14 protein-coding genes are annotated in these 19,541 nt (G+C 68.9%); 2 read left to right on the top strand and 12 right to left on the bottom strand.

Features of this window, described 5'->3' with window-relative positions; genetic code table 11:
• The first annotated feature begins 631 nt into the window (after nucleotides 1-631).
• Together ACIRVH_RS05155 and ACIRVH_RS05150 are read left to right on the top strand one after the other, a co-directional pair.
• Complete coding sequence (locus ACIRVH_RS05155) at nucleotides 632-1,210, top strand: hypothetical protein (RefSeq protein ID WP_403948320.1); 579 nt, start codon at nucleotides 632-634, stop codon at nucleotides 1,208-1,210.
• Between the two features lie 313 nt (nucleotides 1,211-1,523).
• Entirely contained in the window at nucleotides 1,524-2,084 is a 561-nt protein-coding gene (locus ACIRVH_RS05150; RefSeq protein WP_403948318.1) for a hypothetical protein, read from the top strand.
• 564 nt (nucleotides 2,085-2,648) lie between these two features.
• Here ACIRVH_RS05150 and ACIRVH_RS05145 read toward each other — a convergent pair.
• The 12 genes from ACIRVH_RS05145 to ACIRVH_RS05090 form a co-directional block, all read right to left on the bottom strand.
• Nucleotides 2,649-2,849, bottom strand: a complete 201-nt coding sequence (locus ACIRVH_RS05145) for a hypothetical protein (protein WP_403948316.1) — start codon at nucleotides 2,847-2,849, stop codon at nucleotides 2,649-2,651.
• Between the two features lie 1,132 nt (nucleotides 2,850-3,981).
• Nucleotides 3,982-5,943 (bottom strand): TIGR03960 family B12-binding radical SAM protein, encoded by a 1,962-nt coding sequence (locus ACIRVH_RS05140; RefSeq protein WP_403948314.1) that lies wholly within the window; start codon nucleotides 5,941-5,943, stop codon nucleotides 3,982-3,984.
• 73 nt (nucleotides 5,944-6,016) lie between these two features.
• Nucleotides 6,017-7,516: a CHAD domain-containing protein gene (locus ACIRVH_RS05135; protein ID WP_403948312.1), complete on the bottom strand. Its 1,500-nt coding sequence runs from the start codon at nucleotides 7,514-7,516 to the stop codon at nucleotides 6,017-6,019.
• A gap of 112 nt (nucleotides 7,517-7,628) precedes the next feature.
• Nucleotides 7,629-8,825, bottom strand: coding sequence for a rod shape-determining protein RodA (gene rodA / locus ACIRVH_RS05130; RefSeq protein ID WP_403948310.1), 1,197 nt, complete (start codon nucleotides 8,823-8,825; stop codon nucleotides 7,629-7,631).
• Nucleotides 8,822-11,071, bottom strand: coding sequence for a penicillin-binding protein 2 (mrdA, locus tag ACIRVH_RS05125; protein WP_403948309.1), 2,250 nt, complete (start codon nucleotides 11,069-11,071; stop codon nucleotides 8,822-8,824). Before mrdA ends, rodA begins: the two co-directional genes overlap by 4 nt.
• A gap of 80 nt (nucleotides 11,072-11,151) precedes the next feature.
• The gene (gene mreD / locus ACIRVH_RS05120) at nucleotides 11,152-11,829 is read right to left on the bottom strand and encodes a rod shape-determining protein MreD (protein ID WP_403948307.1); all 678 of its coding nucleotides are present in this window, start codon (nucleotides 11,827-11,829) and stop codon (nucleotides 11,152-11,154) included.
• Between the two features lie 13 nt (nucleotides 11,830-11,842).
• Nucleotides 11,843-12,784: a rod shape-determining protein MreC gene (gene mreC, locus ACIRVH_RS05115; protein ID WP_403948306.1), complete on the bottom strand. Its 942-nt coding sequence runs from the start codon at nucleotides 12,782-12,784 to the stop codon at nucleotides 11,843-11,845.
• 163 nt (nucleotides 12,785-12,947) lie between these two features.
• Nucleotides 12,948-13,967, bottom strand: a complete 1,020-nt coding sequence (locus ACIRVH_RS05110; RefSeq protein WP_031158632.1) for a rod shape-determining protein — start codon at nucleotides 13,965-13,967, stop codon at nucleotides 12,948-12,950.
• Between the two features lie 312 nt (nucleotides 13,968-14,279).
• A complete protein-coding gene (gene ndk / locus ACIRVH_RS05105) occupies nucleotides 14,280-14,693 on the bottom strand; it encodes a nucleoside-diphosphate kinase (RefSeq protein WP_403948304.1) in 414 nt (137 codons plus the stop codon).
• A gap of 62 nt (nucleotides 14,694-14,755) precedes the next feature.
• On the bottom strand, nucleotides 14,756-15,112 hold the full coding sequence (locus ACIRVH_RS05100; RefSeq protein ID WP_403948302.1) for a DUF4233 domain-containing protein: 357 nt from the start codon (nucleotides 15,110-15,112) through the stop codon (nucleotides 14,756-14,758).
• A gap of 9 nt (nucleotides 15,113-15,121) precedes the next feature.
• Complete coding sequence (locus tag ACIRVH_RS05095; protein WP_403948300.1) at nucleotides 15,122-16,636, bottom strand: bifunctional folylpolyglutamate synthase/dihydrofolate synthase; 1,515 nt, start codon at nucleotides 16,634-16,636, stop codon at nucleotides 15,122-15,124.
• A gap of 184 nt (nucleotides 16,637-16,820) precedes the next feature.
• The gene (locus tag ACIRVH_RS05090; RefSeq protein WP_403948298.1) at nucleotides 16,821-19,445 is read right to left on the bottom strand and encodes a valine--tRNA ligase; all 2,625 of its coding nucleotides are present in this window, start codon (nucleotides 19,443-19,445) and stop codon (nucleotides 16,821-16,823) included.
• Nucleotides 19,446-19,541 lie beyond the last annotated feature (96 nt).

The raw sequence follows: 19,541 nt of genomic DNA, 5'->3' as shown, positions 1-19,541 counted from the left end.
GTTGGGTTTCGCCTGTGTGTGAACTGGCCGGTATTTCATGGCAGTTCGGACTGACTGGCGTGTTGCGAGGATCGCCGCGTTCCACCGACTCCACACCTGCGCGCGTGACGGTGAGTATCCTGACGAATACTTTGAGTCACCACAGCGAGACATCCTCGCCCTCTGGTGTCGCCCTCGGCACCGGCGAATCGGTCATGCGTCCTAGAGAGTCATCGGTGCAGGCAAGACGGGGCGACCGGCATGCGGAAGGTAAAGGTCCGGAACTGGCTCACTCACCCGGGTGACCTGGCAAGAAGGCTGGCCGGGTGGTTCCGTCGCATAACGACGCGGTCGGTGGAGTCTCAATGACCCAGGCAAGCGCTTGTGCGTGGGTCCTGGGGTGCCAGTTTGGAAGATCGCATGCGGATGGGCGCTGAGCTGGTGAGGCGATGACCTGCGGGTTCTTGGATCGCTCGCCGGCATTCCCTGCTGGCCGCCGCTCAATGGGGCACGCTGGGGGCATACGAAGAGGAGGACCGGGAGGAGCACGGGGACAGCACTTTCAGCGCGTGCCGACCACGCGCACTTGCCCGTCTGGTTCGGTGGCGTGGGCACCCTGGTACGCGTCCGGGGGTGGTGCCACCATGCGTCCATGGCGTACGGGATGGCCGCAGGGCCATGGGGGAGCGCGGCGAGTGCGGCGCTGGCCGCCGGAGTGACCGCCATCGGCGGGGCCGTGGCGCTGGTGGTCCAGGAGCGGCTGGCCCGGCGTAGCGCGCACGTCCGGCGCAAGCGCGGGATCGAGGAGGCGACGGCCTATCTGGCCTTTCTCGGCCAGTGGTTGAGTACCTACGAGGAGGTCAGGCCGAGGGCCGAAATCAGCCGGACGCGAGAAGAGGTGGCTGGCTCACTGGATACCGTGCTGCGTGAGGTCGGGGCCCTGCTCGACGAGACCCGCCGGGGAGCGCGCGCGCCGATCGGGGATCGGCTCAAGCGGGCGTTACTGCTTTATGAGCTGCGGTCCGCTGGGGCCCGAAGGCTCCGTATCGCCTTCTACCTCAACGGCGGGTTATGGCTCGGCGTGGCGTTCGGCGACGCCATCGACACCAGTATGAAGGACCGCTTCGCCCAATCGCTCGGCTGGGGGGTGTGGGGCGTGGTGACCACAGTGGCGTTGGGGCTGTGGGCCGCGCGCCTGGATCGGGGCCGGAGAGCTGAGCCCGCTGGATAGCCGCGTCGTCCGCATGTCACTAACAGACCCTTGCCAACCCCCTGAGTGCATGGCGCGTTGAGGTCGGTGGAGTCTCAATGGGTGTGGCAAGCGCCGGCAACTGCGATCAGTAGCCGGTCACCTGAAGGCCATGCCCTGGTTTGGAAGATCGCGTACGTGGTGGGCCCCCGAACTGGGGTAGAGCTGACCTCGGGTTTCATGTCGCCAGGCCCGTGACTACCCGGTGTTCCCCGTTGATGCTCGCCGCTTCGGGCACGCGGGGGACACGCTTACATCAGCCTGCCGGGTCGGAGTGAGGAGAGGGTGATACCAGGTGAGCAGCACGCTGGTTCCGTTGGTGATCGCGTTTCTGGGTATCGTCGGCACGCTCCTCTCAGGACTCATGACGCAACGGCTGGCCGAGAAGGTCAAGTCCAGAGAGCTGGATCATTCCGAGCGGCAGCGCGCCGACGAGCGGCAGTACGAGACGAAGCACGCGACGGTGGAGGCCCTTCGAGCCTGCTACGTCATGCTGACCACCGCTTCTCTGGACTACCACTCCGAGCTGAACAACTTCTGGTACGCCCTGCGGGACGGTCGTGTTACCGATGACCAGAGGTCACGCCTGGATGAGGCGCGGCGTGAGCATCGTGCGCAGTACTCCGAGGCGCAGATGCGCGCCGCGGACGACGTGCTGACCACCGTCGACAAGGTCTATCGCGGCCTGAACCGGATGTACGGTGTCCTAAAGCGTCTCGACGGTGGCTTCCCGCCGCGCCGGGAGGGCGAGTCCTTGGAGCAGGTCCACGCTCAAATTGTGGCGACCTGGGATCAGCTCAGCGAGATGCGCCGGGTCATGCGACGGAGCATCGGCCTCCGGTCGGATTCGGTCTAGGCGGTCATCAGCTCACCACTCACCCCAGCTCCCATCCCACACGCCGTCGAACCACACACCGTGGAGCAGGCGTGGTTCATGGCGTCCAGGTGGAGCGCGCCACTGTACGAACGACCCGGACCCCAGGGGCCGCGTCTGCTCGGCTCTGCCTGGGGCGATGGCGTGCGGGATGGGAGCACCCAGCATCCGCCACGACGGACCCGCGGTCGGCGATGCCCCCCATCCCGGTGCCGGCCGATCCCCCGCCGGAGGCATCGTTCTGGCCGGGCCCGCGAATACGGTGATCGACTCATGGCCATCGGCCCTACCCACCTGTGGGCGCGCGTCGGCCCAGCACGGGCGGAGCGGGCCGAAGGCAGGAGCGCAGCAGGCAGCGGGGCCGGGGAGCGCGCCCGGCGGAGCGGAGCGCAGCCGGGGCTTGAACCATTAGAGAAGGTTGTAACTCAGCCGGTGTCCCGCGGGCTCCGCGGCCCAAGGATCCCGACCCGCCAGAAACCACCGAGCCCCCATCCTGGCAGGGAAGGGGGCTCAACCGGTCCTTTTCCCTCGGCAGGGAGAGCGCGATCACCACAACAGGAAAGCGGTGATCGGCCATCCTGGTAGCACGAGGAGGAATCCCATGACGGCCAGGCCCAGGCCGCGCTGGCCCCGTCGGGCCACCTGGATGCTGGCGGTGATGCTGAAACCGAGTGCCAGCGGCGAGAAGACGAGGAACGACACAAGCAGCCCTAGGACGCCGAGACCGAGAAGCAACAGCAACGACATCAGCGAGAGGACCAGTGCGGCGATGGCTGCACCGTTCCATACTGTCGGCGAGTGCACTGGTTCGCCGGGCGAGAGGTAAGGGCCGGACGCGACATGCCATTCTGGGCCCCTGTATGGGCCGGGTGGCCCGCCTGGGGTCAGATCGGAATCCGCCATTGGTTGGTGCCCTCCCGGCTCCGCGGCTGCGGTCGAGCGGTGCACCGACCCGCCCAAAGATTCGCATAGATGTGTGGTGTGGGCTACCTCGGGTTACGGACGCCCGTCCGGGTACCCGAAAGCCATGATCGGATTGTTGACGTACAAGTCCACTCCGGCGATCTGCACGGGCCCACCCCACTGTCGACTTGAGGTTGCCAACGTACTCAGGTGCACCCGGCGTCCAACCTGCCCCCATTCCCCACGCCCAGCTCCCATCCCGTCCGCCGTCGACCCACACACCGTGAAGCGGACGTGGTTCAGGGCGTCAAGGTGGAGCGCGCCACTGTACGAACGACCTTGACGCCCTGGGCCGCGTCTGCTCGGCTCTGCCTGGGTCGATGGCGGGCGGGATGGGAGCCCACCACGCTCGCCACGATGTACCTGCGGCCGGGGACGGCGCCCCCTCCCACCCGGTGCCGGCCGATCCCCCGCCGGAGGCATCATCTGTGACTGCAGGCCGCGAACGTCGGGTGCTCGACTCATGACCTCCGGGCCTATCCACATGTGGGCGGGCGTCGGCGCAGCCGGGGCGGAGCGGGCCGGAGGCAGGAGCGGTGCCCCGAGCGGCGCCGGGAGGCCGCCCGGCGGAGCGGAGCGCAGCCGGGGCTTGAACCATTAGAGAAGGTTGTAACTCAGCCGGTGTCCCGCGGGCTCCGCGGCCCAAGGATCCCGACCCGCCAGAAACCACCGAGCCCCCTTCCTGGCAGGGAAGAGGGGCTCAACCGGCCGCAGAGTCACGTGCGAGCCTGGAGCGGCCTCCACTTCGGAGACGACCCCCGAAGCCTCCCTAGGGCCCGGCAGCGGCGTCCGAGAAGACACCGCCGGCACCGAAGGGCGAGGACGCGAGACTCCAAGCGCAGACAGCGCAGCCGTCACCTCGTCCTCACACGCACCCGCCAGCGCCTCAACCACCCGATCGAGTGCCTCGCTCACGTCAGTGGGTGTGACCACTCGCGGCTGGCGTCGGACCTGCGTTCTTGACCGTCAGCGGCAGCAACTTCTTGCCGGTCGGGCCGATTTGAATGTGGGTGTCCATCTGCGGGCACACGCCGCAGTCGAAGCAAGGAGTCCAGCGGCAGTCCTCGACCTCGGTCTCGTCGAGGGCGTCCTGCCAGTCCTCCCAGAGCCAGTCCTTGTCCAGGCCGGAGTCGAGGTGGTCCCAGGGGAGGACCTCCTCGTAGGTGCGCTCGCGGGTGGTGTACCAGTCGACGTCGACGCCGAAGGGGACGAGGGCCTTGTCGGCGCAGGCCATCCAGCGGTCGTACGAGAAGTGCTCGCGCCAGCCGTCGAAGCGGCCGCCGTCGTCGTACACCGCGCGGATGACCGCGCCGATGCGGCGGTCGCCGCGGGACAGCAGGCCCTCGACGATGCCGGGCTTGCCGTCGTGGTAGCGGAAGCCGATCGAGCGGCCGTACTTCTTGTCGCCGCGGATCTTGTCGCGGAGCTTCTCCAGGCGGGCGTCCGTCTCCTCGGCCGAGAGCTGCGGGGCCCACTGGAAGGGGGTGTGGGGCTTCGGGACGAAGCCGCCGATCGAGACCGTGCAGCGGATGTCGTTGGACTTCGACACCTCGCGGCCCTTCTGGATGACGTGCATCGCCATGTCGGCGATCTGCAGCACGTCCTCGTCGGTCTCCGTCGGCAGGCCGCACATGAAGTACAGCTTCACCTGGCGCCAGCCGTTGCCGTAGGCCGTCGAGACCGTCCGGATCAGGTCCTCTTCCGAGACCATCTTGTTGATGACCTTGCGCATGCGCTCGGAGCCGCCCTCGGGGGCGAAGGTGAGGCCGGAGCGGCGGCCGTTGCGCGTCAGCTCGTTCGCCAGGTCGACGTTGAAGGCGTCCACCCGCGTCGACGGCAGGGACAGGCCGATCTTGTCTTCCTCGTAGCGGTCGGCCAGGCCCTTGGCGATGTCGCCGATCTCCGAGTGGTCCGCGGAGGACAGGGACAGGAGGCCGACCTCCTCGAAGCCGGTCGCCTTGAGGCCCTTGTCGACCATCTCGCCGATGCCGGTGATCGAGCGCTCACGGACGGGGCGGGTGATCATGCCGGCCTGGCAAAAGCGGCAGCCCCGGGTGCAGCCGCGGAAGATCTCCACCGACATGCGCTCGTGGACCGTCTCGGCCAGGGGGACGAGCGGCTGCTTGGGGTACGGCCACTCGTCCAGGTCCATGACGGTGTGCTTCGACACGCGCCACGGGACACCCGACTTGTTGGGGACGACGCGGCCGATGCGGCCGTCGGGGAGGTACTCGACGTCGTAGAACGCCGGGATGTACACCGCGCCCGTCTTCGCGAGGCGGAAGAGGACCTCCTCGCGGCCGCCGGGGCGGCCCTCCGCCTTCCACTCGCGGATGATCTTCGTCATGTCCAGCACGGCCTGCTCGCCGTCGCCGATGATCGCCGCGTCGATGAAGTCCGCGATCGGCTCCGGGTTGAAGGCCGCGTGGCCGCCCGCCAGCACGATCGGGTCGTCGATGGTGCGGTCCTTGGACTCCAGGGGGATGCCGGCCAGGTCCAGGGCCGTGAGCATGTTCGTGTAGCCCAGCTCCGTGGAGAAGGACAGGCCGAACACGTCGAAGGCCTTCACCGGGCGGTGGCTGTCCACCGTGAACTGCGGGACGCCGTGCTCCCGCATCAGGGCCTCCAGGTCCGGCCACACGCTGTAGGTGCGCTCGGCGAGGACGCCCTCCCGCTCGTTGAGTACCTCGTAGAGGATCATGACGCCCTGGTTGGGCAGGCCGACCTCGTACGCGTCCGGGTACATGAGCGCCCAGCGGACGTCGCAGCTGTCCCACTCCTTGACGGTGGAGTTCAGCTCGCCGCCCACGTACTGGATCGGCTTCTGCACATGCGGGAGCAGAGCTTCGAGCTGTGGGAAGACCGACTCGACAGACATCGCGGGGATTACCTTCGTGAGCTGGCAGGGGTGACCATCAAGCGTAACCTGATCGCGGGCCTGCCCCGTACGCTCAGACGGATACCCCGGTTTTGATCTCCCGCCACAGGCCCGGCAGCTCCCCCTCCACCGCCGCCGCGGCCGCCTCTTCTCTGCCGTACAGCAGCCCGTACGTGAACGCGCTCTCCCCCGCCGCGTGCGCCACCGCGGACAGCTCGCGCAGGGTGTGGCGGGCCATGACGCTGTCCTGGTGTTCGCCGAGCAGGCTGGTCAGGGACTTCATGGACTTGGCCAGGGAGCGGGCGGAGCCGCCCAGGGCCGGGATGGCCGCCTCCCCCGCGTACCGGGTGCGCTTCGCCTTCTTGCGGGCCTCGTGGATGGCGGTGTCGCGTTGCTCACCGGGCGGCTGGTCCAGGGCCTCGGTGACCAGGCGGGAGACCTTCGCGAGGTCCTTGCGTACGGCCTTGGCGATCACCTTCGCCGGCTTGCCCGCCGCCTTGTTCCTGAGTGGCGGGTCGGCGAGCAGCGTGTCCAGGGTGTCGAGCAGGGCCAGATACCGGTCGGAGTCCAGGATCGCGACGACGTGGCTGAGGGCGCTCTCGTGTTTGGCGGTCGCCCAGGTGGTGAGGCGTTTGCGCACGGGGCCGGACACCAGGGCGGGCGGCAGGGTGTCGAGCCGGGCGATCAGGCGCTCCGCCAGCACCTCCTGGTCGCGGCCCACGCCCAGCTCGCCCGCTAGCCACTTCAGGTCGGCGGCGATCGGGTCGGTGACGGCGCGGTCGAGGACGGTGCCGAAGGTGCGGAGGGTGCTGCGCATGCGGCGGGTGGCCACCCGCATCTGGTGGACGGAGTCCGGTACGTCCCGGCGGACGCCCGGGTCGTACCCGAGGATCGCCTCGCGCTGTTCGCGGACATAGGCGAGGACGTGGTCGCCGGCGGTCACGGGCTTGGCGCGCCGTCCGGATCCGGGCCGCCTGCCGCCGGTCTGCTCCAGCGCCCGGGCCAGCTTCGACGGCGACTTGGAGGGCCGTACGCCCGCCCTGCGCAGCCGCTTCTCCACCTTGTCGAGAAAGGCCGGATCCCCGTCGTCCGCCAGCTCGACCTCGATCTCGGTCCACTGGGCGGTTCCGCCGTCTCCGGAGAGCCGCTCGGCGGTCACGCCGTCCACGCTCGCCTCGGCCAGCAGCGCGCCGTCGGCGTCCACGAGGTGGCGTACGTCGCGGGCGGAGCGGAGCCGGACAAGGGGGACCAGTTCGGTGTGGCGGACCCGGGAGCGGACCAGTGCGGCGATCTCGTCGGGGACGGTGTCGGACAGCGGCGCCCTGATCTCGTCGCGGACGCCGGGGGCGACCGGGAACTTCAGGTGCCAGCCCGCGTCCGAGCCTCCGGTGCGGCGGCGCAGGGTGAGGGCGGCTGCGGCCAGCCGCTCGTCCGGGGTGTCGTAGTAGGTGGCGTCCAGTTCGACGAGGCCCTTGTCGAGGACGTCCGCCACCCCGCCGACGCCGGTCAGGTCGGGCAGGCCACTGTCGTCGGATTCGTACTTGCGCTCGATCTCGCGTTTCGCATCCGCCATGAATTGAATCTAGTGGCAGAACGGTCGGGAGGGCAGGGGCCAACCAGGGTGAATGGCGGGAAAACTCCCGTCATCCATCCGGTGAACGCCCCCGCCCGCCCGGCGAACGTCCTCACGCGGACATCGGCCGCTGCACCTTGATCGACTGCAGCAGTCCCACCGCCACCCACACCGCGAACATCGACGATCCGCCGTACGACACGAACGGCAGGGGCAGACCGGTGACCGGCATGATGCCGAGGGTCATGCCGATGTTCTCGAAGGCCTGGAAGGCGAACCAGGCGACGATGCCGGCGGCGACGACCGTGCCGTACAGCTCGGTCGAGTCGCGGGCGATACGGCAGGCACGCCACAGCATCACACCCAGCAGGAGGATGATCAGACCGGCGCCGACGAAGCCCAGCTCCTCCCCCGCGACCGTGAAGACGAAGTCGGTCTGCTGCTCGGGCACGAACTGGCCGGTGGTCTGCGAGCCGTGGAAGAGCCCGGCGCCGGTGAGGCCGCCCGAGCCGATCGCGATGCGGGCCTGGTTGGTGTTGTAGCCGACGCCCGCCGGGTCCAGGTCGGGGTTGGCGAAGGCCGCGAAGCGGTTGATCTGGTACTCGTCCAGGATGTGGAGCTGCCAGATGGCGACACAGCCGATCACACCGGCGGTGAGCAGGCCGAAGATCCAGCGATTGGAGGCGCCGGAGGCGAGCAGCACGCCCAGGATGATGGCCACCATGGCCAGGACCGTGCCGAGGTCGGGCATGAGGAGCACGATCAGGATCGGCACGGCGGCCAGGCCCAGCGCCTGCACGACCGTGCGGTGGTCGGGGTGCGGCTTGTCCCCGGCGTCGACCCGGGCCGCCAGTATCATCGCCATGCCCAGGATGATCGAGACTTTCACGAACTCGGCGGGCTGGAGCGAGAAGCCGCCGCCGAACACGATCCAGTTGCGGCTGCCGTTGATGGTGGCGCCGAGCGGGGTGAGCACCAGCAGCACCCCGAGCAGCGACATGCCGTAGAGGACCGGCACGGCGTTGCGCAGGGCGCGGTGGCCGAGCCAGATCGTGCCGATCATCAGGGCGAGTCCAATGCCGAGGTTCATCAGATGGCGGACCAGGAAGTAGTACTGGTCGCCCTGGTTGATCTCGGTACGGTTACGAGTCGCGGAGTACACCAGCAACGAGCCCAGCAGCGACAGCACGAGGGCCGCCAGCAGCATCGGCCAGTCGAGCCGGCGGGCCAGCGAGTCGCGGGCGAAGATCCTGGTCCAGCCGGCCCGCTCGGGCCCGTACCCGGAGACGGAGAAGCTGTTGCCGGTCATACGAGCGTCCTCCGGCTTCCCCTCCGGCGCTGCCGCCTGCGGGTGTTGCTGTTGCCCGTGCTGGGCGAGGGGCTGGTGGCGGGCTGCTGGGTGTCGTCGTTGGTGGGGTTGTCCTGCTGGGCGGCCTCGACGTCCTTGCCCGGGTCGCCGGTGACCTTCGGGGCGGCGATCGTGCCGTCCGTGCGGACCTTCGGCAGGCCCTTCTGGGGCTCGGGCAGCAGGGCCTTCTTGTTGTCGATCGAGCCGTCGCCCCGGACGCCGTAGAGCGCGCTGTAGATGTTGCGCACGGCCTCACCGGAGGAACCGGAACCCGTACCGGCCTGGGCGATCGTCATGATCACCGAGTAATCCTTGGTGTACGTGGCCAGCCAGCCAGTGGTCTGCTTGCCGTAGACCTCCGCGGTACCGGTCTTGGCGTGCAGCGCGATCTTGTCCTGCGGCCAGCCGCCGAACTTCCAGGCGGCGGTACCGCGGGTGATGACGCCCGCGAAGGCGTCGTTCATGCCCTTCAGGGTGGCCTGGGTGACCGGCAGCTTCCCGGACTTCCTCGGCTTGATCGGCGTGATCGTCTTGCCGTCCGCGCTGATGACCGCCTTGCCGATGGTCGGGTGGTACATGGTGCCGCCGTTGGCGACGGCGCCGTAGATCACGGCCTCCTGGATCGGCGTGACGAGCGTGTCGCCCTGGCCGATGGAGTAGTTGATCTCGTCACCCTCGCGCATCTTGTTGCCTTCGAGGCAGTTCTCGTACGCGATCTTCTCGACGTAGGAGCCGTCCTTCTTCCCGGACTTGCACCAGGCGTCCTTGTTGGCCTTCCAGTAGTTCAGCTTCCACTGGCGGTCGGGGACGCGGCCGGTGACCTCGTTGGGCAGGTCGAGGCCGGTCTCCTTGCCGAGGCCGAACTGGTGGGCGGTCTTGAAGAACCAGTCCTTCGGCTGGCCCTTCTTCGGGTTGATGCCTCCGTCCCTCTTCCACTCGCGGTCCGCGAGGCCGTAGAAGACGGTGTCGCAGGAGACCTCCAGGGCGCGGCCGAGAGAGATCGGGCCGAAGCTCTCGCCCTCGAAGTTCTTGAAGACCTGGCCGCCGACCGAGTACGAGCTGGTGCACGGATAGCCGCCGTCCCACTCGTAGCCGGCCTGGACCGCGGCGGCCGTGGAGACCACCTTGAACGTCGAACCGGGCGCGGCCTGACCCTGTATGGCCCTGTTGAGCAGCGGGTAGTCGCTGTCCTTGCCGGTGAGGGCCTTGTAGTCCTTGCCGGAGATGCCGCCGACCCACACGTTCGGGTCGTAGGTCGGGGCGGAGGCCATGGCGACGATCCGGCCGGTCTTGGCCTCCATCACCACGACGGCGCCGGAGTCGGCCTTGTAGTTCTCGCCGGTGATCTTGTCGAACTGCTGACGGGCCTTCTTCATGGCCTTGTCCAGTTCGTACTCGGCGACCCGCTGCACCCGGGAGTCGATGCTGGTGACCAGGTTGGAGCCGGACTCGGCGGCGTCCGACCTGGCCTTGCCGATGACCCGGCCGAGGTTGTCCACCTCGTACCGCGTCACGCCCGCCTTGCCGCGCAGCACCTTGTCGTACTGGCGCTCGAGGCCGGAGCGGCCGACCATGTCGGAGCGCAGATAGGGCGAGTCGGTGTCCTTGGCCTTCTGGATCTCGTCGTCGGTGACCGGCGAGAGATAGCCGAGGACCTGGGCGCTGTTGGACTTGCCGGGGCCCGCGTAGCGGCGCACGGCCTCCGGCTCGGCGGTGATGCCGGGGAAGTCCTCGGCGCGCTCACGGATCTGCAGGGCCTGCTTGGGCGTTGCCTCGTCGGTGATCGGGATCGGCTGGTACGGCGAGCCGTTCCAGCAGGGCTGCGGGGTCTTGGCGTCGCACAGCCGGACCTTCTGGCTGACCTCCTCGGGCTTCATGCCGAGGACGCCGGCCAGCTTGGCGAGGACGGCCTTGCCGTCGTCCTTCTGCTTGAGCAGGTCGGTGCGGGAGGCCGAGACGACCAGACGGGTCTCGTTGTCGGCGAGCGGCACGCCCCGGGCGTCCAGGATGTCACCGCGCACGGCGGGGTCGACGACCTGCTGGACGTGGTTCCCGGAGGCCTCCTTCTGGTACTCGGCGCCCTCCCGGATCTGCAGGTACCACAGGCGTCCGCCGAGGGTGCCGAGCAGGGAGAGGACGAGGATCTGGATCACGACCAGCCGGATCTGGACCCGTGGGGTCCGTCCGGTCTCGGGAATATTGGTCACTGCGGCTGTCTCCCCCTCTCAGTACGTGTACGTGTCATATACGACGAAGCTGTGCGTGCCCCTGAGCAACTCCCGTGCGCTCACAACCGCTTGACCCCCTTGATGCGACCGACCCGGGTCGAACGGGTGCGGGCCTTGGCCTTGAGGGCGCCGAGGCCGCCGCGCTGGCTGCCGATGCGCAGGCCGGTGCCGGAGGAGAGCCAGCCGGAGGAGATGTTGCCGGCCTTGGCGGCGGGACCGGTCTCGGCGAGCGGGTCGTTGTCGGAGCGGCGGGCCAGCCACATGATCCCTGGAACCACGAAGGGCGCGAGCAGCAGGTCGTACAGGGCGGCCGAGAACAGCAGCCCGGTCAGGCCGACATGGCGGGCGGCGGTGTCGCCGACCAGGGCGCCGACGCCGGCGTACAGCAGGGTGGAGCCGACGGCGGCGGCGACCACGACCGCCATCGGGCCGGTCGCCGACTTCAGGCGGCCGTTCTCCGGCTTGATGAGTCCGGCGCCGTAGCCGATGACGCACAGCACGAGGGCGTAGCGGCCGGCCGCGTGGTCGGCGGGTGGGGCGAGGTCGGCGAGCAGACCGGCGCCGAAGCCGACGAGGGCGCCGCCCACATGGCCGTACACCATGGCCAGGCCGAGGACCGTGAGCAGCAGCAGGTCCGGGACGGCACCGGGCAGGTGCAGGCGGGCGAGGACGCTCACCTGGATCACCAGGGCGACGACGACCAGCGCGCTGGAGAGCAGGATCCGGTTGACACGCATGGGGATTCAGCTCCTACTGCTGCGGCTCGTCGGTGGCGTTCGCGGCGGCGGACGGTGTGACCGTGACGGTCACCGTCGGTGTCGGTGTCGGTTTGGGCTTGGTCGGCAGGACCTCGTCGCGCGGGTCCTTCTTCGGGGCCTCGACGACCACGCCGACGATGTCGAGCTGGGTGAAGCTGACGTACGGCGTGACGTAGAGCGTGCGGGTGAGGCCACCGCCGGAGGGGTCGACGCGGGAGACCACGCCGACCGGCACGCCCGGCACGAAGGGCTTGTCGGCCTGGGAGCCGAAGGTGACGAGCCGGTCGCCCTTCTTCACCTCGGCCTTGCCGTTGAGGAGTTCGACGCGCAGCGGGCGGTCGCCCTGCCCGGAGGCGAAGCCGAGTTCGTCGCTGCCCTCCATGCGGGTGCCGACGGTGAAGTCGGGGTCGTTGGCGAGAAGGACGGTGGAGGTGTCGGGGCCGACGGTGGTCACGCGGCCGACGAGGCCGTCCCCGTTGAGGACGGTCATGTCCCGCTTGATGCCGTCGTTCGCACCGACGTCGATGGTGATGGTCCAGGAGAAGCCCTGCGCCGACCCTATGGCGATGACCTGCGCGCCCTTGATGCCGTACTGGCCCTCGGCGGAGATCTTCAGCATCTTGTCGAGCTGCCCCAGGCGACTGCGGTTGCGGTCGTCGCTGCCGAGTTTCGCCTTGAGGGCCGCGTTCTGCTTCTCCAGCGCGGCGAGCCGGTCGTGGCGGCTGCCGGAGTCACGGACGGCGGAGACGGCGTCGCCGACGGGATCGACCGCCGAGGACAGCCCGTTCTCGATCGGACCGAACACCGTTGCCGCGGCCTGCCGGGCACCGTCGACCGGTGAGTTCCGGCCTCCACGGATGTCCACCGTGATCAACGCGAACGCGATGGCGATCAGCAGGACCAGGAGCAGCCGGCTCTCTTTCGTGTCCCTCACGTGCGGCGGCCGTGCCCTTCCTCAGTAGGAATTCGGGGACCCCTCAAGGCGCCACTGGCGAAGCGCAAACCCAAGGGGCCCATTTGTGGGAGCTTATGCCTCTATACCAACGATCCGCCGTACGAGAGGAGATCAGCTCGTACGGCGGAATCGAAGAGTTACGTCATCTGCGCGGCTGGGCATCCAGGACCTGCTGGAGCGCCTCGAACTCCTCGACGCATTTTCCGGATCCGAGCGCCACGCTGTCCAGCGGGTCCTCGGCGATGTGGATCGGCATGCCGGTCTCCCGGCGCAGCCGCTCGTCCAGGCCGCGCAGCAGCGCTCCGCCGCCGGTCAGAACGATTCCTCGGTCCATGATGTCGCCGGACAGCTCCGGCGGGCACTTGTCGAGGGTCGTCTTGACCGCATCGACGATCGCGTTGACCGGCTCCTCGATCGCCTTGCGGACCTCGGCGGCCGAGATGACGACGGTCTTCGGCAGCCCGGAAACCAGGTCCCGGCCGCGGACTTCGGTGTGCTCGTCGGCGTCGAGGTCGTACGCCGAACCGATCGTGATCTTGATCTGCTCGGCCGTGCGCTCACCCAGCAGGAGGCTGTACTCCTTCTTGATGTACTGGATGATCGCGTTGTCCAGCTCGTCGCCCGCGACGCGGATGGACTGGGCGGTGACGATGCCGCCGAGCGAGATGACCGCGACCTCCGTGGTGCCGCCGCCGATGTCCACCACCATGTTGCCCGTGGCCTCGTGGACCGGCAGGCCGGAGCCGATGGCGGCCGCCATGGGCTCCTCGATGATGTGCACCTGGCGGGCACCCGCCTGGGAGGACGCCTCGATGACCGCGCGGCGCTCGACGCCCGTGATGCCCGAGGGAACACAGACGACGACCCGGGGCCGGGCCAGATACCGGCGCTTGTGGATCTTCAGGATGAAGTAACGGAGCATCCGCTCGGTGATCTCGAAGTCGGCGATGACGCCGTCCTTGAGCGGACGCACGGCGACGATGTTGCCCGGCGTGCGGCCGATCATCTTCTTCGCCTCGGCACCGACCGCGAGGATGCCACCGGTGTTGGTGTTGATCGCGACGACGGACGGCTCGTTGAGCACGATCCCGCGACCCCTGACGTACACCAGCGTGTTGGCGGTCCCGAGGTCGACAGCCATGTCACGGCCGATGAACGACATTGAGTTCCCCATCCGGATTCATCTGGCCTTCCGAAGCTTTTGAGGGCATATCAGGTCGGCGAGGCGGGTGCTGTGACGTGAAGGCTTCCATCGTAAACGCGCCTGCACGAACACTGCGCGAGGGTCTTCGCCATTGTCAGCAGATGGCGCGCCGCCTCGCTTGTGGAGACGGCCCATCGGGGGCACACGTTCCCCCGATCGGCAACGCATATGCCAAAGGACGGCCGAAAACGTGCGGCCGCCCCTGGTCAGGACTCCGAGAGGAGCTGACACTCCCTCAGAAAAATTAGCGGAAAATCCGCGGGATGGTGCTCAGGCGTGCCCCGGGAAGAAGATCTTCACCTCGCGCTCGGCGGACTCCTCGGAGTCGGAGGCGTGGATCAGGTTCTCGCGGACGATCACGCCGTAGTCGCCCCGGATGGAGCCGGGCGCGGCGGCGATCGGGTCGGTCGGGCCGGCGAGCGCGCGCAGCCCCTCGATGACCCGCTCACCCTCGACGATCAGCGCGACGACCGGGCCGGAGGCCATGAACTCCACCAGCGGCTCGTAGAAGGGCTTGCCCTTGTGCTCGCCGTAGTGCTGCTCCAGCGTGTCCTGGTCCAGGGTGCGCAGCTCCAGCGCGGTGATCTGCCAGCCGGCCTTGCGCTCGATACGGCTGATGATCTCGCCGGTCAGGCCACGACGGACGGCGTCGGGCTTGAGCAGGACGAGGGTGCGCTGGCTCACGGGGGCTCCTTACGACTGACGTGTGCGGTGGGACGAGGTTACAGGGCGTGTCCGTGTTGCTGTCACGCAGCGTCAGGTGTAGAGGACTCGGCCTGCGCCGCGAAACGGGCCTTGGCCTCGTCGACCTTTCTGCCGTAGTGCACCGACGCCCACCACAGCGCCGCGAAGACCGCGCCCATGAAGTACATCGTCGGGACGAAGACACCGGAGGCGATCAGGGCGAGTTGCAGGGCCCAGCCGAGGGCGACGCCGCCCGGCCGGGTCACCATGCCGCACAGCAGCACGCACAGGACCATGGCGATACCGCTGACCAGCCACACCGTCGACGTGGACAGGTCCGGGTCCTTCATGGCCACGAGTCCCGCGAACCCGATGATGCAGAACTCGCCGATCAGCGTCGATGAACAGAGCGTACGCACGACGGAACCTCAGCCCTTCCCCAGGAGCAGGCGGGCCTCGCCCACCGTGATGACCGAACCGGTGACCAGCACCCCGCCGCCCGCGAACTCGCCCTCCTCCTCGGCCAGCGTGATCGCGGCCTCCAGAGCCTCGGGCAGCCGCGGCTCCACCTGGACCCGCTCCTCGCCGAACACCTCCACGGCGATCGCGGCCAGCTCGTCCGCGTCCATGGCGCGGTGCGTGGAGTTCTGCGTGACAACGACCTCGGCGAAGATCGGCTCGAAAGCCTCCAGCAGCCCCCGTACGTTCTTGTCGGCGCTCGCCCCGACCACACCGATCAGCCGGGTGAAGTCGAACGCCTCCCGCACGGCCTCGGCGGTGACCTCGGCGCCCGCCGGGTTGTGCGCCGCGTCCAGCACGATCGTGGGAGAGCGCCGTACGACCTCCAGCCGGCCCGGCGAGGACACGGCCGCGAAGGCCTTGCGCACGGTGTCGATGTCCAGCGGCTCCGCGCGCAGCGCGCCGACGCCGAAGAACGCCTCCACGGCGGCGAGCGCCACGGCCGCGTTGTGCGCCTGGTGGGCGCCGTGCAGGGGCAGGTACACCTCGGGGTACTCGCCGCCCAGGCCGCGCAGGGTGATCAGCTGCCCGCCGACCGCGACCTGCCGGGCCACGACGCCGAACTCCAGCCCCTCCCGGGCCACGGTCGCGTCGACCTCAACGGCCTTCTTCAGCAGCACCTGCGCCGCGTCCACCGGCTGCTGCGCCAGGATCACGGTCGCGTCCTGCTTGATGATGCCGCCCTTCTCACCGGCGATCTCGCCCGGCGTCGAGCCGAGCCGGTCGGTGTGGTCGAGGGCGATGGGGGTGACCACCGCGACGTCGCCGTCGATCACGTTCGTCGCGTCCCAGCTGCCGCCCATGCCGACCTCGACGACGGCGACGTCGACGGGGGCGTCCGCGAAGGCGGCGTACGCCATGCCCGTGAGGACCTCGAAGAACGACAGCCGGAACTCCTGCAGGCCGTCCACCATCTCGATGTACGGCTTGATGTCCTGGTACGTCTCGATGAACCGCTCGGCGGAGATCGGGGCGCCGTCCAGGCTGATCCGCTCGGTGACCGACTGCACGTGCGGGCTGGTGTACCGGCCGGTGCGCAGCTCGAAGGCGCCGAGCAGGGCCTCGATCATGCGGGCGGTGGAGGTCTTGCCGTTCGTGCCCGTGATGTGGATCGAGGGGTACGACCGCTGCGGCTCGCCCAGCACGTCCATCAGCGCGGCGATACGGCTGACGGAGGGCTCCAGCTTGGTCTCGCCCCAGCGGCCCGCCAGCTCCGTCTCGACCTCGCGCAGGGCCCGGTCGACCTCGGGGTCCTCCGGCCGTGCGGGTACGTCGGCCTGCGACGGGCCGCCCTGGGTGCGCAGGGTACGGCTGCCCGCCTCGATCACCGCGAGGTCGGGGTCGCGGTCGGTCTCTTCGGCGATGAGTTCTTCGAAGGCGTCGAGGGGGTCGGGCTGGTCGTTTTCGTGCGGGAGGTCGCTCACAGGGCCAGTCTACGGAGCGGGCGGTGGCTTCGCGGCGCCGGTATGGGGTGGCTTGTCTTGTCCACCGGCTGCGGTCCGCTGCGGCTGGTCGCGCCCACGCGGCGGAGCCGCATATCGATACGGCCCGGGTACGCGAAGGCCCCGGAACCTCGTGGTTCCGGGGCCTTCGTCGCCGTACGAACGGCTACGCCTGCGGCAGCTTCTCCAGCTGGGACTGGATGCGGGTGATGTCCTCCTCGGCCTTGGACAGGCGCCCGCGGATCTTGTCGACCACCTGGTCCGGGGCCTTCGCCAGGAACGCCTCGTTGCCGAGCTTGGCCGTGGCCTGGGCCTTCTCCTTCTCGGCGGCGGCCAGGTCCTTCGCTAGGCGCTTGCGCTCCGCGGCCACGTCGATCGTGCCGGAGAGGTCGAGGGCGACCTCGGCACCGGCGACCGGCAGGGTGGCCGTGGCCGTGAAGGACTCGCCCTCCGGCTGCAGGCGCAGCAGCTGACGGATCGCGGCCTCGTGAGGGGCGAGGGCCGTGCCGTCGAGGGTGAGGCGGGCCGGGACGCGCTGGCCGGGCTGGAGGCCCTGGTCGGCGCGGAAGCGGCGGACCTCGGTGATGACCGACTGGAGCGACTCGATCTCGCGCTCGGCGGCCGCGTCACGGAAGCCGCTGTCGGTCGGCCAGTCGGCGATGACGACCGACTCGCCACCGGTGAGGGTGGTCCAGAGGGTCTCCGTCACGAACGGGACGATCGGGTGCAGCAGCTTGAGGGTGACGTCGAGGACTTCACCGAGGACCCGCTTGGAGGCCTCGGCAGCCTCGCCGCCCGCCTGGAACGTCGTCTTGGACAGCTCGACGTACCAGTCGAAGACCTCGTCCCACGCGAAGTGGAAGAGGGCGTCGGACAGCTTGGCGAACTGGAAGTCGTCGTAGAGCGCGTCGACTTCGGCGATGACGGAGTTGAGGCGGGAGAGGATCCAGCGGTCCGTCGCCGACATGGCGGAGGCGTCCGGCAGCGGGCCGTCCACCGTCGCGCCGTTCATCAGCGCGAAGCGCGTCGCGTTCCAGATCTTGTTGGCGAAGTTGCGGGAGCCCTGGACCCAGTCCTCGCCGATCGGGACGTCGACACCCGGGTTGGCGCCACGGGCGAGCGTGAAGCGCAGGGCATCGCTGCCGTACTTGTCCATCCAGTCCAGCGGGTTGACCGCGTTGCCGAAGGACTTCGACATCTTCTTGCCGAACTGGTCGCGGACCATGCCGTGCAGGGCAATGGTGTGGAACGGCGGGGTGCCGTCCATCGCGTACAGGCCGAACATCATCATCCGGGCGACCCAGAAGAAGAGGATGTCGTAGCCGGTGACCAGGACGGAGTTCGGGTAGAACTTCGCGAGCGACTCGGTCTGCTCGGGCCAGCCCAGCGTGGAGAAGGGCCACAGGCCGGAGGAGAACCAGGTGTCGAGGACGTCGGTGTCCTGGTGCCAGCCCTCGCCGGTGGGGGCCTCGTCGTCGGGGCCGACACAGACGACCTCGCCGTTCGGGCCGTACCAGACGGGGATGCGGTGACCCCACCACAACTGCCGCGAGATGCACCAGTCGTGGAGGTTGTCGACCCAGTCGAAGTACCGCTTCTCCATCTCCTGCGGATGGATCTTGACCTTGCCGTCGCGGACGGCGTCACCGGCGGCCTTCGCCAGCGGGCCGACCTTGACCCACCACTGCATGGACAGGCGAGGCTCGATGGTGGTCTTGCAGCGCGAGCAGTGGCCGACGCTGTGGACGTAGGGCCGCTTCTCGGCGACGATCCGGCCCTCGGCACGCAGCGCGGCGACGATGGCGGAGCGGGCCTCGAGGCGGTCCAGGCCCTGGAAGGGGCCGTGGGCCGTGATGACCGCGTGCTCGTCCATGACGGTGAGCGACGGCAGGTTGTGGCGCTGGCCGATCTCGAAGTCGTTCGGGTCGTGGGCCGGGGTGACCTTGACGGCGCCCGTGCCGAACTCGGGGTCGACGTGCGTGTCGGCGACGACCGGGATGGAGCGGTCGGTGAGCGGCAGGCGGATCAGCTTGCCGATCAGGTGCTTGTACCGCTCGTCGTCGGGGTGAACGGCGACGGCGGTGTCACCGAGCATGGTCTCGGCACGGGTCGTGGCGACGACGATGGTGTCGTCCCCCTCGCCGTACTTCATGGAGACCAGCTCGCCGTCGTCGTCCTGGTACTCGACCTCGATGTCGGAGATCGCCGTCAGGCAGCGGGGGCACCAGTTGATGATGCGCTCGGCGCGGTAGATCAGCTCGTCGTCGTACAGGCGCTTGAAGATGGTCTGGACGGCCTGGGAGAGGCCCTCGTCCATGGTGAAGCGCTCGCGGGACCAGGCGACACCGTCACCCAGACGGCGCATCTGGCCGCTGATCTGGCCGCCGGACTCGCCCTTCCACTGCCAGACGCGCTCGACGAACGCCTCGCGGCCGAGGTCGTGGCGGGACTTGCCCTCCTTGCCCAGCTCGCGCTCGACGACGTTCTGCGTGGCGATGCCGGCGTGGTCCATGCCGGGCTGCCACAGCGTCTCGTAGCCCTGCATGCGCTTACGGCGGGTCAGGGCGTCGATGAGGGTGTGCTCGAAGGCGTGGCCCAGGTGGAGGCTGCCGGTGACGTTCGGCGGCGGGATGACGATCGTGTACGGCGGCTTGTCGCTCTTCGCGTCCGCCTCGAAGTAACCCCGCTCTACCCAGCGCTCGTACAGCGGCCCCTCTACATCGGCCGGCGCGTACTGGGTCGGCAGTTCGGTGTCGGGCGCGGGTGGCTGCTGCTGAGCGTTCTCGGTCACGGGGGTCAGTTTAGAGGTGTCACGGGGTGGTCCCGAAACGCGTTTGTTGTGTAACGGTGCGGCCCCCGGTGCCGTGTGCTTCCTGTGCCTGGTCCA

Source organism: Streptomyces sp. NPDC101165 (assembly GCF_044768135.1).
Taxonomy (GTDB): Bacteria; Actinomycetota; Actinomycetes; order Streptomycetales; family Streptomycetaceae; genus Streptomyces.
Note: the sequence above shows the minus strand (reverse complement) of the source record. Positions and strands in the feature narration are given on the sequence as shown.